At 66.6% G+C, this 15,006-nt stretch carries 12 protein-coding genes; 10 read left to right on the top strand and 2 right to left on the bottom strand.

The window, feature by feature from the left end; all coding sequences use genetic code 11:
• Positions 1-66: 66 nt before the first annotated feature.
• Positions 67-735, top strand: a complete 669-nt coding sequence (locus BACI349Y_RS02740; RefSeq protein WP_159630237.1) for a GntR family transcriptional regulator — start codon at positions 67-69, stop codon at positions 733-735.
• A 19-nt stretch (positions 736-754) separates the two neighbouring features.
• Here BACI349Y_RS02740 and BACI349Y_RS02735 read toward each other — a convergent pair whose 3' ends face one another.
• Positions 755-1,807, bottom strand: coding sequence for a tartrate dehydrogenase (locus BACI349Y_RS02735; protein WP_159630236.1), 1,053 nt, complete (start codon positions 1,805-1,807; stop codon positions 755-757).
• A gap of 209 nt (positions 1,808-2,016) precedes the next feature.
• Between BACI349Y_RS02735 and BACI349Y_RS02730 the strand changes: the two genes are divergently transcribed.
• Both BACI349Y_RS02730 and BACI349Y_RS02725 read left to right on the top strand, forming a co-directional pair.
• Positions 2,017-3,930: an amylosucrase gene (locus tag BACI349Y_RS02730; RefSeq protein WP_159630234.1), complete on the top strand. Its 1,914-nt coding sequence runs from the start codon at positions 2,017-2,019 to the stop codon at positions 3,928-3,930.
• Positions 3,931-4,030: 100 nt separating this feature from the next.
• Positions 4,031-4,885, top strand: a complete 855-nt coding sequence (locus BACI349Y_RS02725) for a prephenate dehydratase (protein WP_159630232.1) — start codon at positions 4,031-4,033, stop codon at positions 4,883-4,885.
• On the opposite strand, the gene BACI349Y_RS02720 is transcribed toward BACI349Y_RS02725, so the two are convergent.
• The gene (locus BACI349Y_RS02720) at positions 4,858-6,780 is read right to left on the bottom strand and encodes an FAD-binding monooxygenase (RefSeq protein WP_159630230.1); all 1,923 of its coding nucleotides are present in this window, start codon (positions 6,778-6,780) and stop codon (positions 4,858-4,860) included. The two genes, BACI349Y_RS02725 and BACI349Y_RS02720, sit on opposite strands and share 28 nt — an antisense overlap.
• A 234-nt stretch (positions 6,781-7,014) precedes the next feature.
• On the opposite strand from BACI349Y_RS02720, the gene BACI349Y_RS02715 reads away from it, so the two are divergent.
• From BACI349Y_RS02715 to BACI349Y_RS02685, 7 genes are read left to right on the top strand one after another with little or no spacing between them, the layout of a single operon-like run.
• On the top strand, positions 7,015-8,475 hold the full coding sequence (locus tag BACI349Y_RS02715) for a fumarylacetoacetate hydrolase family protein (protein ID WP_159635100.1): 1,461 nt from the start codon (positions 7,015-7,017) through the stop codon (positions 8,473-8,475).
• Positions 8,468-9,133, top strand: a complete 666-nt coding sequence (locus BACI349Y_RS02710) for a GntR family transcriptional regulator (RefSeq protein WP_159630228.1) — start codon at positions 8,468-8,470, stop codon at positions 9,131-9,133. Before BACI349Y_RS02715 ends, BACI349Y_RS02710 begins: the two co-directional genes overlap by 8 nt.
• An 11-nt stretch (positions 9,134-9,144) precedes the next feature.
• On the top strand, positions 9,145-10,656 hold the full coding sequence (gene hpaE / locus BACI349Y_RS02705) for a 5-carboxymethyl-2-hydroxymuconate semialdehyde dehydrogenase (RefSeq protein WP_159630226.1): 1,512 nt from the start codon (positions 9,145-9,147) through the stop codon (positions 10,654-10,656).
• 54 nt (positions 10,657-10,710) lie between these two features.
• Complete coding sequence (gene hpaD, locus BACI349Y_RS02700) at positions 10,711-11,796, top strand: 3,4-dihydroxyphenylacetate 2,3-dioxygenase (RefSeq protein ID WP_159630224.1); 1,086 nt, start codon at positions 10,711-10,713, stop codon at positions 11,794-11,796.
• A 3-nt stretch (positions 11,797-11,799) separates the two neighbouring features.
• The gene (gene hpaH, locus BACI349Y_RS02695; protein ID WP_159630222.1) at positions 11,800-12,585 is read left to right on the top strand and encodes a 2-oxo-hept-4-ene-1,7-dioate hydratase; all 786 of its coding nucleotides are present in this window, start codon (positions 11,800-11,802) and stop codon (positions 12,583-12,585) included.
• On the top strand, positions 12,570-13,385 hold the full coding sequence (locus BACI349Y_RS02690) for an HpcH/HpaI aldolase family protein (RefSeq protein WP_201302380.1): 816 nt from the start codon (positions 12,570-12,572) through the stop codon (positions 13,383-13,385). The genes hpaH and BACI349Y_RS02690 overlap by 16 nt, the downstream gene beginning before the upstream one ends.
• Positions 13,386-13,408: 23 nt before the next feature.
• The gene (locus BACI349Y_RS02685) at positions 13,409-14,917 is read left to right on the top strand and encodes an NAD-dependent succinate-semialdehyde dehydrogenase (protein WP_159630220.1); all 1,509 of its coding nucleotides are present in this window, start codon (positions 13,409-13,411) and stop codon (positions 14,915-14,917) included.
• Positions 14,918-15,006 lie beyond the last annotated feature (89 nt).

The raw sequence follows: 15,006 nt of genomic DNA, 5'->3' as shown, positions 1-15,006 counted from the left end.
TAGAACTGTCGTAATAGTATGTTCCAGATCACTTGGACGTCAATAGCACTCCTGGGAAGGCTCGAAATGAGCGTCACATTAGAGAACCACCTGGCCGGCGACGGGGACCTCTCACTCTCCGAACAGGCCTACCGGCACCTCCGCGACCGGCTCATCATGCTGGACATCCGGCCGGGCGAGGCGATCAACGACGGCAAGCTGGCCGCCGAACTCGGGATCGGCCGCACGCCGGTCCGGGAAGCCCTCAAGCGGCTGGAAAGTGACCACCTGGTCGTGTCCTATCCCCGCCGCGGAACGTTCGCCACCATCGTCGACATCACCGAACTCGCTGACGTTTCGGAGCTGCGCGAATCCTTGGAACCTTTGGCCGCACGCCGGGCCGCGAAGCTGGCAACGCCGGCGCTGCGGGCGGAAATCCGGGAAACCGCGGCCGCGATCTCCACCATGGGCGACGACGACGATCCCTACGACCTCATGCGGTACGACATCAAGGTCCACCGGCTGATCTACCGGGCCGCCGCCAACGCGCACCTCGAGGACGTCCTGATCCGCTACGACAACCTGGCCACGCGCATCTGGTGCATGGTGCTGGAAAAGGTACCGTCCGTCGCGTCCCACATTGCCGAACACGTTGAGCTGCTGGAGGCAGTGGCCGACGGCGACGCGGACCGGGCGGGCAAGCTCGCCCTGGAGCACGTCACCAGTTTCGAGCAGGCCATCAGGAACGTGCTCTAGCCGTCGTCTCCGGGCGCGGCTACCGCAGCCGGGCCCGTACCTCCTGCGCGAATTCCAGCGTGGTGGCCGAGCCTCCCAGGTCCGGTGTGGTGATGCCGTCTGCCAGCGCCGATTCGAAAGCCCCGGTGAGGGACTGCGCGGCCGCCGCCTCGCCCAGATGGTCCAGCATCATGGCCGCAGCCCAGAGGGCGCCGACAGGGTTGGCGATGCCCTTGCCGGCGATGTCCGGGGCGGAACCGTGGACTGGCTCGAACATCGACGGGTGCCGGCGCTCGGGGTTCAGGTTGGCACTCGGGGCGATGCCGATGGAACCGGCCACTCCGGCCACGAGGTCGGACAGGATATCCCCGAACAGGTTGGATGCGACGATGGTGCGGACGCTGGTGGGCTTCATGACCAGCCGGGCCGCGAGCGCATCGATGAGCACCTTGTCCACCGTGACGCCGGGGAACTGTTCCACCGTCCGGGCCACCACTTCGTCCCAGAACGGCATGGTGTGGATGATGCCGTTGGATTTGGTGGCCGAGACAAGGGTGCCGCCGCGTTTCGTTGCGGCCTCTGCCGCGTAGCGGGCCACCCTGCTGATGCCGGCTTTGGTGAAGACGCTCTCCTGGACGGCGAATTCAGCGTCCGTCCCCGCACCGAAGCGGCCGCCGATCTGCGAGTACTCGCCTTCAACGTTTTCCCGGACCACCACGATGTCCAGGTCCTCGAGGCCCGGCATCGCTCCCTTGACCCCGGGCAGCAGCTTCATGGGGCGAAGGTTGACGTACTGGTCGAACTCCCGGCGGATGGGAATCAGCAGTCCCCACAACGTCACGTCGTCGGGGACGTCGGGGGTGCCCACCGCTCCCAGGTAGATCCCGTCGCCGCTGCCGAGCTGCTCAATGCCGTCAACGGGCATCATCCGGCCGGTTTTGACGTAGAGGTCGCTGTTCCAGTCACGGACACGCCAGTTGACGGTGAAGCCATGCAGCCCGGCCACAGCATCCACGCACCCCATGGCTACCTCGGTGACGTCCACGCCGATGCCATCACCGGGAATCGAATCGATGGTGTAGGTGCGGGTCATGCCTGTCCAATCATTCGTTGGTTGGTGCGGTGCATAGAGCTTAAAGATAGTGGTTGGGTTCCGGGAGGAACCGTACCGGACCATCGGCCTCCCCACTCCGGGGAAGCAACGGGCGCGCCGCCGTCGAACGCCCTGGGCATGTGACGTGGAATACTTCCGTACAAGCGCGCCGGACGTTCCGGTGGGACGTTCTGAAGGGGCAGGTGGCCATGCAGGAATTCGTCAACGAGGACGAAGAGTCCCGGCGGCATGTCCTGGCAGTGCTGGCGGCTGAGCGCAGCCGGGGGCTGCGCCCCGATGCGGACTTCGACCGCCGCTTCACCCGGCACTTTCCCACCCTCCGCAGCCTCTTCCATTCCCTGTACGGTGACCGGACGGACTGGCTGGAGCAGCTCTCCGCGCTGGTGGTGCAGAGCGCAGCCTCCTGGCAGGAACGCCCGCAGGAGCTGAAAACCCTGGACGCCGAACGGGAGGCGGACCCGGACTGGTTCCAGTCCAACCGGATGCTGGGCGGCGTCTGCTACGTGGACCGCTACGCCGAAAGCCTCGAAGGGGTCCGCGCCCGCATTCCGTACTTCAAGGAACTTGGCCTCACCTACCTGCACCTCATGCCGTTGTTCCTGGCGCCGGAACCACATTCGGATGGCGGGTATGCGGTCTCAAGCTACCGTGAGGTCAACCCAAAGCTGGGCACCATGGAGCAGCTGCGCTCCCTGGCAGCGGAACTGAGGGACAACGGCATCAGCCTGGTGGTGGACTTCATCTTCAACCACACCTCGGACGAGCACGACTGGGCCCGGAAGGCAGCCGCCGGGGACCCGGAATACAGCGGCTACTACTGGATCTTCCCGGACCGGACCATGCCGGACGCCTTCGAGGCGGATGTCCGCGAGATCTTCCCGGAAAACCACCCCGGATCCTTCATCCAGATGGCGGACGGCCGGTGGGTCTGGGCTACGTTCCACACCTACCAATGGGACCTGAACTACTCCAACCCGGAGGTCTTCCGGGCCATGGCGGCCGAGATGCTGTTCCTCGCCAACCAGGGCGTGGACATCCTGCGGATGGACGCGGTGGCGTTCATCTGGAAGCAGCTGGGCACCCCTTGCGAGAACCTGCCGCAGGCGCACACGCTGCTCCGCGCGTTCAACGCGGTGTGCCGGCTGGCGGCTCCGGCGCTGCTGTTCAAATCCGAGGCCATCGTGCACCCGGACGAGGTAGCGCTCTACATCGACCGCAGGGAATGCCAGCTTTCCTACAACCCGCTGCAGATGGCCCTCATCTGGGAATCGCTGGCCACCAGGGATGTCTCGCTCCTGGCCCAGGCACTGCACCGGCGGCACAACATCCCGCAGGGCACGGCGTGGGTGAACTACGTCCGCAGCCATGACGACATCGGCTGGACCTTCGCCGATGAGGACGCCGCCGAACTGGGCATCAACGGCTTCGACCACCGCCGCTTCCTGAACTCCTTCTACGTCAACCGTTTCCCGGGCAGCTTTGCCCGCGGCGTCCCGTTCCAGGACAACCCCAAGACCGGCGACTGCCGGATTTCAGGCACGACGGCGTCCCTGTGCGGCATGGAGGTGGACCCGGCTGAGGCGGTGGAACGGATCCTCCTGGCCCATTCGGTGCCCTTCAGCACCGGCGGTGTCCCGCTGCTGTACCTGGGCGACGAGGTGGGGCAGGTCAACGACTATGGGTACGCGTCCGAGCCCGGCCACGAGGAGGACAGCCGCTGGGTGCACCGCCCGCATTTCCCCGCGGAGCAGTACGCCCGCCGCCTGGACCCGGCCACGCCGGAAGGAGCCGTATACGCCGGGCTGAAGCGGATGATCGAGGTCCGGACCAGCACCCCCGGACTGGCGGGGACCACGCTGATCGATTTCGGCACCAACAACCGCGCAGTGCTCGGCTACCAGCGGCCGGGCGCGACGGAGGACGGTCCCACCGTCCTGGCCCTGGCCAACTTCAGCGACTCCGCCCAGACCCTCCCGGCTGAAACATTCGGCGGCTTCTCCCCTGCCGCCGTCGACCTTCTCTCCGAAGCAGCCATGCAACTGGACGACGGCGTCACCCTCCTCCCCCGGCAATACCTCTGGCTGCGCGTCACGCCCCTCTAGCCCCAACTGGGTAGCGCGAAGTGTCGTTTTCGCGCCCCAAAGCGACACTTGGCGCTACTCAGTTGGGCGGGCGGGGGCGCCGCGTGAAACCATACGGATCATGGCCTCCAAGATTGCGTACCAGGGTGAGCCCGGCGCCAACTCCAATATCGCGTGTCAGCAGATGTTCCCGGACATGGAAAGCGTGCCGTGCGCCAGTTTTGAGGATGCCTTTGAGCTGGTGACCAGCGGCGAGGCGGAGCTGGCCATGATCCCCATCGAGAACTCGATCGCAGGCCGGGTGGCGGACATCCACATCCTGCTGCCGCAGTCGAACCTGCAGATCGTGGGTGAGTACTTCCTGCCCATCCATTTCGACCTGCTGGGCATCCCGGGAAGCACCATTGAAGGCGCCACGGAGGTCCACAGCCACATCCACGCGCTGGGCCAGTGCCGGAAGCTGATCCGCGAGCACGGCCTCAAGCCCGTCATCGCCGGCGACACTGCCGGGTCCGCCCGCGAGGTGGCAGAGTGGAACGATCCCCGCAAGCTCTCCCTGGCTCCCCCGCTGGCCGCCGACATCTACGGCCTCGAAGTCCTGGCCTCGCGCGTGGAGGACGACCCCTCCAACACCACCCGCTTCGTGGTCCTGGCGCGCGAAAAGGCACTGCCGGCCCGGGACGAACTTCCCGGACCGGCAGTCACCAGCTTTGTGTTCCGCGTGCGCAACGTCCCGTCCGCCCTGTACAAGGCACTGGGCGGCTTCGCCACCAACGGCGTGAACATGACGCGGCTGGAAAGCTACATGGTGGGCAACGAGTTCGCCGCCACCATGTTCATGGCTGACGTCGAAGGCCACCCCGAGGACCTGCCGCTGAAGCTGGCCCTCGAGGAACTGGACTTCTTCACCACCGAGGTGCGGATCCTCGGCGTGTACGCCGCGGCCGACTACCGGGCGGCGGCCGCCACGGCTTGACGCGGCGCCGCGGGGGCGGCCTTCAGCAGCGGCGTGAAGAACGCACCCAGCTCCGCCGTTGCCGTCAGCGGCAGGACATTGGCCACGTACTGGTCCGGGCGGACCACCACCACCACACCGTTGCGGTCCAGGCCGCGGAGGTCGAAAATGTCCGCCTTGGGATCCGTGGCGTACACCTTCTCGTAGTCGGTCAGCTTGAACGGGCCCACCAGCGGCTTGAAGACGGCGGGTACGGCATTGATGTCGACGGCGGTGTGCGGCTGCTGGTAGATGACCTTCAGGTCGAACCACGCGTCCGGGTCGGCGCCGGCGGGGGTGGCAGCCAGCGGGGACTCCGGCGAGTTCGCGAACCACTCGGCGAGCATGTCCGTTGCCGAGTTGGTGCCCGGCAGGGCGGGGTCGGCGAAGACATAGATCCGCCAACGGCCGTCGGCGGTGGCGTGGTGGCCAAGATGGAGGGGGTTGGTGTCCCCCACCCTGACTACGGGTGCCGATTTGAAGCGCTTGCCCACCGGGAATCCGGTGGCCAGGTCCTGGTGGTCGGTGCTGCCAACGATCAGGGACGGCGTGTACTGCGTCATGAAGCCGGCAGGGAATTCGGCGGTCTGCACGTAGAAGTCTTCAAGGTCGGAGGGGTGTTCGAACTCCTCCGGCTTCTTGGCCATCATGGTGGACCATTCCTTGTCGAAGTCGATGAGGTTCTTCGCCACTACCTGGCGCTCCTCGGAGTAGGTGCTGAGCAGGCTTTCCGGGCTGCGGCCCTCCAGGACATGCCCCAGCTTCCAGGCGATGTTGAAGCCGTCCTGCATGGAGACGTTCATGCCCTGGCCGGCCTTGGCGCTGTGGGTGTGGCAAGCGTCCCCGGTGATGAACACCCGCGGGGTGCGGGTGCCGCGCTCGGCCGGCAGGACGTCGTCGAACCTGTCCGTTAGCCGGTGGCCCACCTCGTAGACGCTGTGCCACGCGACGTTCCGGACGTCCAGCGTGTAGGGGTGCAGGATCGCGTTGGCCTTGGCGATGATCTCCTCGATGGTGGTGTTGCGGACCGAGTGCTGGCTGTTCGGGTCCACTTCGCCCAGGTCGACATACATGCGGAACAGGTGGCCGCCTTCGCGCGGGATCAGCAGGATGCTGCCCTCGGCACCTTGGATGGCGCACTTGGTCCGGATGTCCGGGAAGTCGGTGACGGCCAGCGTGTCCATGACACCCCAGGCGTGGTTGGCCTGGTCGCCGGCAAGGGTGCAGCCGATGGCCTGGCGCACCTTGCTGCGCGCACCATCCGCCCCCACGACATATTTGGCGCGGACCATGCGTTCCTGGCCTTCGTTGGGTCCGGCGGTGTGGCGGAGGGTCACGGTGACGGGGTAGGCGCCATCACCGGTCACCGTAAGGCCCTCGAAGTCGTAGCCGTAGTCAGGCTTCATCCGGGTGGGGGCATTGGCCATGTACTCCGCGAAGTAGTCCAGCACGCGGGCCTGGTTGACGATCAGGTGGGGGAACTCGCTGATGCCCATCTCGTCATCCACGGCCCGGGCAGTCCGGATGATGTTCGCGTGGTTGGCGGGGTCCGGCTTCCAGAATGCCATTTCGGTGATGCGGTACGCCTCGGCGATGATCCGCTCCGCGAAACCGAAGGCCTGGAACGTCTCCACGCTGCGCGCCTGGATGCCGTCAGCCTGCCCGATGGCGAGCCTGCCGGGCCGGCGTTCGATGATGCGGGTGGTCACGTTGGGGAACATGGACAGCTGGGCGGCGGCGAGCATGCCGGCTGGTCCGGTGCCCACGATGAGGACATCCACTTCGTCGGGAAGTTCCTCGGGGCGGTTAAGGCCGACGCCGGCCGCCGGCTGGACACGCGGGTCACCGGATACGTATCCGTGGTGGTGGAACTGCACGGGCTTTCCTCACTTCGTTGTGGATGACTACCTACTGGGAAGGGTGTTCTATATCAGAACACCCTATTCGATAATCGAAATTGTAGTTCTGGCTTCCACTGTACGCCCGATGTGATCCGGGCGACAAGTGCCGCCAGCCCACTCGTCAAAAGCCCGGGAAATCAGGGGTTGACGGGTAGCGCCGGATGGGTGATAGTGATCGTATACGATTTCGTACCTGATGAGGAGAAGGCTTTGGAGCAGGTCAACGGCGACACCCTGGCGGCAGCACGCAAGGTGATCGCAGTGCACATCAACTACCCCAGCCGGGCCGCCCAGCGCGGCCGCACCCCGGCCCAGCCGTCCTACTTCCTCAAGCCTTCCAGCTCGCTGGCCCTGGGCGGAAGCCCCGTTGAGCGTCCGGCCGGCTGCGAACTGCTCGGATACGAGGGCGAGATCGCCCTGGTGATCGGCAAGGCCGCCCGCCGCGTTTCGATCGAGGACGCCTGGAACCACGTCGCGGCCGTCACCGCCAGCAACGACCTCGGCGTGTACGACCTCCGCTACGCGGACAAGGGCTCCAACCTCCGGTCCAAGGGCGGCGACGGGTTCACCCCCGTGGGACCGGCACTGATCCCGGCAGACACCGTCGACCCCGCCAAGCTGCGGATCCGCACCTGGCACAACGGGGACCTGGTCCAGGACGACACCACCGAAGACCTGCTCTTCCCGTTCGCCCGGCTCGTCGCGGACCTGTCCCAGCTGCTCACCCTCGAGGAGGGCGACATCATCCTCACCGGCACCCCGGCCGGTGCCTCGGTCGCGAAGCCGGGCGACGTATTGGAAGTGGAAGTGGAGACGGTGGACGGCGGCCTGTCCACCGGGCGGCTGGTCACCACCGTGGAGGAAGGCACGACGGCGTTCGCTGACTTTGGTGCCCGGCCCAAGGTCGATGACCTGCAGCGGGAGGAAGCCTACGGTTCCCGCGAAGCCGCGGGGCTTGCCGCCGTCGGGCCTGTCCTCACCCCGGAGCTGAAAGCCAAGCTGGAGTCCGTCGCCACCGCCACCCTGTCCTCCCAGATGCGCAAGCGGGGCCTTAACAACGTCAGCATCGACGGGCTGCAGGCCACCCGCCCGGACCGCCGCGTGGTGGGCCTGGCCCGCACCCTCCGCTACGTCCCCAACCGCGAGGACCTGTTCAAGACCCACGGCGGCGGCTTCAACGCCCAGAAGAAGGCCATCGACTCCGTGAACGAAGGCGAAATCCTGGTCATGGAAGCCCGCGGTGAAAAGGGAACCGGCACCGTGGGCGACATCCTGGCCCTCCGTGCCCAGGTCCGCGGCGCCGCGGCCATCATCACCGACGGCGGCGTCCGCGACTACTCCGCCGTGGCGGGGCTGGACATGCCCACCTACTTCGCCAATCCCCACCCGGCCGTGCTGGGCCGCCGCCACATCCCCTGGGACACGGACATCACCATCGCCTGCGGCGGTGCCACGGTCCAGCCCGGCGACATCATCGTGGCCGATTCCGACGGCATCCTGGTGATCCCCCCGGCCATCGCCGAAGAACTGGTGGACGACTGCATCCAGCAGGAGAAGGAAGAAACCTTCATCTTCGAGATGGTCAAGCAGGGCAACAGCGTGGACGGCCTCTACCCCATGAACTCGGACTGGCAGGCAAAGTACAAGGAATGGGCAGGCAACAATGAGTGAGGCCACCATGGTTGCCGGCAGCAAGTCCGAACAGGCCTACCAGGCCGTCAAGGCCCGGATCGTGGAAGGCACCTACACCCCCGGCTACCGGCTGGTCCTGGGCACCATCGCCAAGGACCTGGGGTTCAGCGTGGTCCCCGTCCGCGAAGCCATCCGCCGGCTGGAAGCCGAAGGCCTGGTGACGTTCGAACGCAACGTGGGCGCCACCGTGGCCGGCATCGACCCCACCGAATACCTCTACACCATGCAGACCCTCAGCATCGTGGAAGGCGCCGCCACAGCGCTGTCCGCCCCGCTGATCGATCCCGCAGCCGTGGCCAGGGCCCGCGCCGTGAACGAAGAGATGCGCGAGTGCCTGGACCACTTCGACCCCGTCCGTTTCACGCAGCTCAACCAGGACTTCCACAGCGTCCTGTTCGAGCACTGCCCCAACCCGCACATCCTGGACCTGGTGCACCGCGGCTGGAACCGGCTCGCAGCCATCCGGTCCTCCACGTTCCGCTTCGTCCCGGGCCGCGCCCGCGATTCCGTGGATGAACACGAAAACCTGCTGAAGCTCATAGAAACCGGAGCCGACGCAGAGCAGATCGAAAAAGCCGCCAGGCTGCACCGCTCAGCAACCCTTGACGCATATCTCGCCCAAGCAAAGCACCAGTAAGGACTTCAACGATGACGACCTCAGTAGAAACCGCCAAGCACTACGTCCCTGAGGACCTGCCCACCCATATCCAGCACTACATCAACGGCCAGTTCGTCGACTCCGTGGGCGGCAAGACCTTCGACGTCCTGGACCCGGTGTCCAACCGGAACTACGCCACCGCTGCCGCCGGTCAGAAGGAGGATATCGACCTCGCCGTCGCCGCAGCCCGCGAAGCGTTCGTGAACGGCCCCTGGCCGAAGATGAAGCCCCGCGAGCGCGCCCGGATCCTGAACAGGATCGCCGACGCCGTCGAATCCCAGGAAGCGCGCCTCGCCGAACTCGAGACCTTCGATACCGGCCTGCCGATCACCCAGGCCAAGGGCCAGGCCCTCCGCGCTGCCGAGAACTTCCGCTTCTTCGCTGACCTGATCGTGGCCCAGTTCGACGACGCCATGAAGGTCCCCGGCTCGCAGATCAACTACGTCAACCGCAAGCCGATCGGCGTCGCCGGCCTCATCACGCCGTGGAACACCCCGTTCATGCTCGAGTCCTGGAAGCTGGCCCCGGCCCTGGCCACCGGCAACACCGTGGTCCTCAAACCGGCCGAGTTCACGCCGCTTTCCGCGTCGCTGTGGGCCACCATCTTCAAGGACGCCGGCCTGCCCGATGGCGTCTTCAACCTGGTCAACGGCCTGGGCGAGGAAGCAGGCGACGCCCTGGTCAAGCACCCGAACGTCCCGCTGATCTCCTTCACCGGCGAGACCACCACCGGCCAGACGATCTTCCGCAACGCCGCCGCCAACCTCAAGGGCCTCTCCATGGAACTCGGCGGCAAGTCCCCCTGCGTCGTGTTTGCCGACGCGGACCTGGACGCCGCCATCGATTCCGCCCTGTTCGGCGTATTCTCCCTCAACGGCGAACGCTGCACCGCCGGCTCCCGCATCCTCGTTGAGCGCGCCATCTACGACGAATTCTGCGAAAAGTACGCCGCCCGGGCCAAGAACATCGTGGTGGGCGATCCCCACGACCCCAAGACCCAGGTGGGCGCCCTGGTCCACCCCGAGCACTACGAGAAGGTGGCCTCCTACGTGGAGATCGGCAAGTCCGAAGGCCGGCTCCTTGCCGGCGGCGGCCGCCCCGGCCACCTGCCCGAAGGCAACTACATCGCACCCACGGTGTTTGCCGACGTCGCCCCCGACGCCCGGATCTTCCAGGAAGAGATCTTCGGACCGGTCGTAGCCATCACCCCGTTCGAGAACGACGACGAGGCCCTCACCCTGGCGAACAACACCAAATACGGCCTGGCTGCCTACATCTGGACCCAGAACCTGACCCGCGCCCACAACTTCTCCCAGAACGTCGAGGCCGGCATGGTGTGGCTGAACAGCCACAACGTCCGCGACCTGCGCACCCCGTTCGGCGGCGTCAAGGCCTCGGGCCTGGGCCACGAGGGCGGTTACCGCTCCATCGACTTCTACACCGACCAGCAGGCCGTGCACATCACGCTCGGCACCGTCCACACCCCCAAATTCGGCGCTTAGCCAACCGGCCGCCGTCGTACTTTCCACGCCCCCTTTCAAAGAAGAGAGACTCCAATGACCAACTTCGTCCCCACCCCCACCGTCCCGGCACCGGACATCGTCCGCTGCGCGTACATGGAAATCGTGGTCACGGACCTCGCCAAGTCCCGCGAGTTCTACGTGGACGTCCTCGGCCTGCATGTCACCGAAGAGGACGATAACAACATCTACCTGCGCTCCCTTGAGGAGTTCATCCACCACAACCTGGTGCTGCGCAAGGGACCGGTCGCCGCCGTCGCCGCCTTCGCTTATCGCGTGAAGTCCCCCGCCGAGGTGGATGCCGCCGAGGCCTACTACAAGGAACTCGGCTGCCGGGTGGAACGCCGCAAGGAAGGCTTCACCAAGGGCGTCGGCGACTCGGTCCGCGTGGAGGACCCGCTGGGCTTCCCCTACGAGTTCTTCTACGAGGTGGAGCACGTGGAACGCCTCACCCAGCGCTACGACCTCTACTCCGCCGGTGAGCTGGTGCGCCTGGACCACTTCAACCAGGTGACCCCGGACGTCCCCAAGGGCCGCAAGTACCTGGAGGACCTTGGCTTCCGCGTCTCCGAGGACATCAAGGATTCCGACGGCGTCACCTACGCCGCGTGGATGCACCGCAAGCAGACCGTGCACGATACCGCCCTGACCGGCGGCAATGGTCCGCGCATGCACCACGTCGCGTTCGCCACCCATGAGAAGCACAACATCATCCAGATCTGCGACAAGATGGGCGCCCTGCGCATCAGCGACAGGATCGAACGCGGCCCCGGGCGGCACGGCGTGTCCAACGCCTTCTACCTCTACATCCTGGACCCGGACGGCCACCGCATCGAGATCTACACCCAGGACTACTACACCGGCGACCCCGACAACCCCACCATCACCTGGGACGTCCACGACAACCAGCGCCGCGACTGGTGGGGCAACCCCGTGGTCCCGTCCTGGTACACCGAGGCCTCCCTGGTGCTGGACCTGGACGGCAACCCGCAGCCGGTCATCGTCCGCGAGGAAAAGTCCGAGATGGCCGTCACTGTGGGCGCCGACGGCTTCTCCTACACCCGCAAGGACGGTGCGCCGGAAGGCGACCGGACGGGATTCAAGCTGGGAGTGCAGGTCTGACCCATGCTGGAGCCAACGACGATTGAGGCCATCGCGGACGAGCTGGTGGAAGCCGGCCGGACCCGCACCCCTGTTCCCCGCCTGACCGCCCGCTACCCGCAGATGACGGTGGAGGACTCCTACGCGGTGCAGCAGCTGTGGCGCCGCCGGAATGAGGACGCCGGCCGGACCCTGGTGGGGCGCAAGATCGGCCTCACGTCCAAGGCCATGCAGGCGGCCACCGGCATCACCGAACCGGACTACGGCGCCATCTTCGATGACATGGTGCTGGAGACCGGCTGCTCCGTGGAGTGGGACCGGTACACACATCCGCGGGTGGAGGTGGAGCTGGCGTTCGTCCTGAAGGACGGGCTGAAGGGCCCGGGAGTGACCATCTTTGATGTCCTGAAGGCCACCGACTACGTGGTTCCGGCCCTCGAGATCCTGGACTCCAGGATCGAGATGGAGGGCCGGACCATCGTGGACACCATCTCGGACAACGCCGCGATGGGCGCCATGGTGATCGGCGGCAACCCGGTCAAGCCCGACGCGGTGGACCTCCGCTGGGTCTCCGCCATCCTGTACAAGAACCAGACGGTGGAGGAGACCGGCGTGGCCGCCGGCGTCCTGGACCACCCTGCCAACGGAGTCCACTGGCTGGCCAACAAGATCGCCGCCCATGGCGACGCGCTGAAGGCCGGGGATATCATCCTGGCCGGGTCCTTCACCCGTCCCCTGTGGGTGTACAAGGGCGACACCGTCCACGCCGACTACGGCCCCCTGGGGAGCGTGACATGCCGATTCGAGTAGAGGACACTTTCCGGGACGCCCTGGCTGCGCAAAAGGGTGCAGCAGGCCGGCCGCTGGCCGGGATGTGGGTCTGCTCCGGCAGCCCGCTGATCGCAGAGCTGTGCGCCGGGGCCGGCCTGGACTGGCTGCTGGTGGACGCCGAACACAGCCCCAACGGGCTCGAGTCCATCCTCGCCCAGCTCCAGGCAATCCACGGCTACCCGGTCCACACCATGGTCCGGCCGCCGGTCAATGACACCGTGGTGATCAAGCAGTACCTGGACCTCGGCGTGCAGAACCTGCTGATCCCCATGGTCAACTCCGTGGCTGAAGCCGCGGCCGCGGTGGCCGCCACCCGCTACCCGCCCCAGGGCGTCCGCGGCGTGGGTTCGGCCCTGGCCCGTGCCGCCCGCTGGAACCGGGTCCCCGACTACCTCGCCCGCGCCAACGAGACCATCAGCGTCACCGTCCAGATCGAATCCACCGCCGCCGTGGCGGCGGTGAAGGACATCCTCAAGGTGGACGGCGTGGATGCTGTCTTCATCGGCCCGTCAGACCTCGCCGCCTCCATGGGCCTGCTGGGACAGCAGGAACACCCCGAGGTGCGCGCCGCCGTCGACCATTGCCTGTCAGCTGCCGCAGCGGCCGGGAAGCCCGCCGGGGTGAACGCCTTCCACCCGGACACCGCCAAGCACTACCTCGCGAACGGCGCCGGCTTCATCCTGGTGGGCGCCGACGTCGCCATCCTGGCCCGCGGCTCCGAAGCCCTCGCCGCAAAGTACATCAAACCCGCTGGCGGCGGCACCCCCGCCAGCTACTGACCTTCCCTTCCTAAGGACTTCCCATGACAGTTACTTCCGAGCTGCCCCCTGCCCTCACACCGGAGCGCGAAGCCACGCTCCTTGCCTCCGTGCCCACTGGTCTTTTGATCGATGGTGAGTGGGTGGACGCGTCCGACGGCGGCACGTTCGACGTGCACGATCCGGCCACCGGGGAGGTGCTCGCCACCCTCGCCTCCGCCACCAGCGCCGATGCAGTCGCGGCTTTGGACGCGGCCGACGCGGCCCAGGCGTCGTGGGCACGGACTGCGCCGCGGGTGCGGTCGGAGATCCTGCGCCGCGCCTTCGACCTGGTCACCGAACGGTCGGAGGACTTCGCCCTGCTGATGACCCTGGAGATGGGTAAACCCCTGGCCGAGGCCCGCGGGGAAGTGACCTACGGGGCGGAGTTCCTGCGCTGGTTCGCCGAGGAAACCGTCCGCGACTACGGCCGCTACCTCACCACGCCCGAGGGCAAGAACAAGATCCTGGTCCAGCACAAGCCCGTCGGACCCTGCCTGCTCATCACCCCCTGGAACTTCCCGCTCGCGATGGCCACCCGCAAGGTCGCCCCGGCCGTCGCCGCCGGCTGCACCATGGTCCTCAAACCCGCCAAACTCACCCCGCTCACGGCGCAGTACTTCGCGCAGACCATGCTCGACGCCAGCCTCCCCGCCGGAGTGCTAAATGTGGTTTCGTCCTCCTCTGCGTCCGGGATCTCCGGGCCGCTGTTGGCCGACCCGCGGCTGCGGAAGGTCTCCTTCACCGGCTCCACCCCGGTCGGCAAACGCCTCATGGCCGACGCCGCCCAGAACGTCCTCCGCACCTCCATGGAACTCGGCGGGAACGCCCCCTTCATCGTCTTCGAGGACGCCGACCTCGACGCCGCGGTCGACGGGGCGATGGCGGCGAAGATGCGGAACATGGGCGAGGCCTGCACCGCCGCCAACCGCTTCCTGGTCCACGAAACCGTCGCGCAGGAATTCACCCGCAAGTTCGCCGCAGCCATGGGCGCCCTGACCACCGGCCGCGGCACCGACCCGGACAGTAAAGTCGGGCCGCTGATCGACGCCGGTGCCCGCGACGACGTCCACACCCTGGTATCAGCGGCCGTGGAGGCCGGGGCGGTGGCCGTCACCGGCGGCGCGCCCGTGGACGGGCCCGGCTACTTCTACCAGCCCACCGTCCTGGCCAACGTCCCCAACGACGCCGCGATCCTGGGCCAGGAAATCTTCGGCCCCGTCGCCCCCATCACCACCTTTAAAACCGAGCAAGAAGCCATCGAACTCGCCAATAACACCGAGTACGGCCTGGCTTCCTACCTCTACAGCAAGGACTTCAACCGGCTCCTCCACGTCGCCGAACAGATCGAGTTCGGCATGGTCGGGTTCAACGCCGGCGTCATCTCCAACGCCGCAGCACCCTTCGGCGGCGTCAAACAATCAGGCCTCGGCCGCGAAGGCGGCTCCGAAGGCATCGCCGAATACACCACCACCCAATACATCGGCATCGCCGACCCCCACGCGGGCCAATAAGACCGCCCAAACTGGCCCAGTTATCACTGCGGGACCCCGGAAACCCGGGGTCCCGCAGTCGTTAACCGTTCAAAAGTGGGCCAGCGTGA

The organism is Arthrobacter sp. 8AJ, assembly GCF_902506025.1.
GTDB lineage: Bacteria > Actinomycetota > Actinomycetes > Actinomycetales > Micrococcaceae > Arthrobacter.
The sequence above is the reverse complement of the archived record's forward strand: the minus strand, read 5'-3'. Positions and strand labels throughout refer to the sequence as shown.

Coding starts and splice junctions, on each gene's coding strand:
- BACI349Y_RS02740 (WP_159630237.1), top strand. CDS start 67: ATGAGCGTCACATTAGAGAACCACCTGGCCGGCGACGGGGACCTCTCA.
- hpaD (WP_159630224.1), top strand. CDS start 10,711: ATGACCAACTTCGTCCCCACCCCCACCGTCCCGGCACCGGACATCGTC.
- BACI349Y_RS02710 (WP_159630228.1), top strand. CDS start 8,468: ATGAGTGAGGCCACCATGGTTGCCGGCAGCAAGTCCGAACAGGCCTAC.
- BACI349Y_RS02725 (WP_159630232.1), top strand. CDS start 4,031: ATGGCCTCCAAGATTGCGTACCAGGGTGAGCCCGGCGCCAACTCCAAT.
- BACI349Y_RS02730 (WP_159630234.1), top strand. CDS start 2,017: ATGCAGGAATTCGTCAACGAGGACGAAGAGTCCCGGCGGCATGTCCTG.
- BACI349Y_RS02690 (WP_201302380.1), top strand. CDS start 12,570: ATGCCGATTCGAGTAGAGGACACTTTCCGGGACGCCCTGGCTGCGCAA.
- BACI349Y_RS02685 (WP_159630220.1), top strand. CDS start 13,409: ATGACAGTTACTTCCGAGCTGCCCCCTGCCCTCACACCGGAGCGCGAA.
- hpaE (WP_159630226.1), top strand. CDS start 9,145: ATGACGACCTCAGTAGAAACCGCCAAGCACTACGTCCCTGAGGACCTG.
- hpaH (WP_159630222.1), top strand. CDS start 11,800: ATGCTGGAGCCAACGACGATTGAGGCCATCGCGGACGAGCTGGTGGAA.
- BACI349Y_RS02735 (WP_159630236.1), bottom strand. CDS start 1,807: ATGACCCGCACCTACACCATCGATTCGATTCCCGGTGATGGCATCGGC.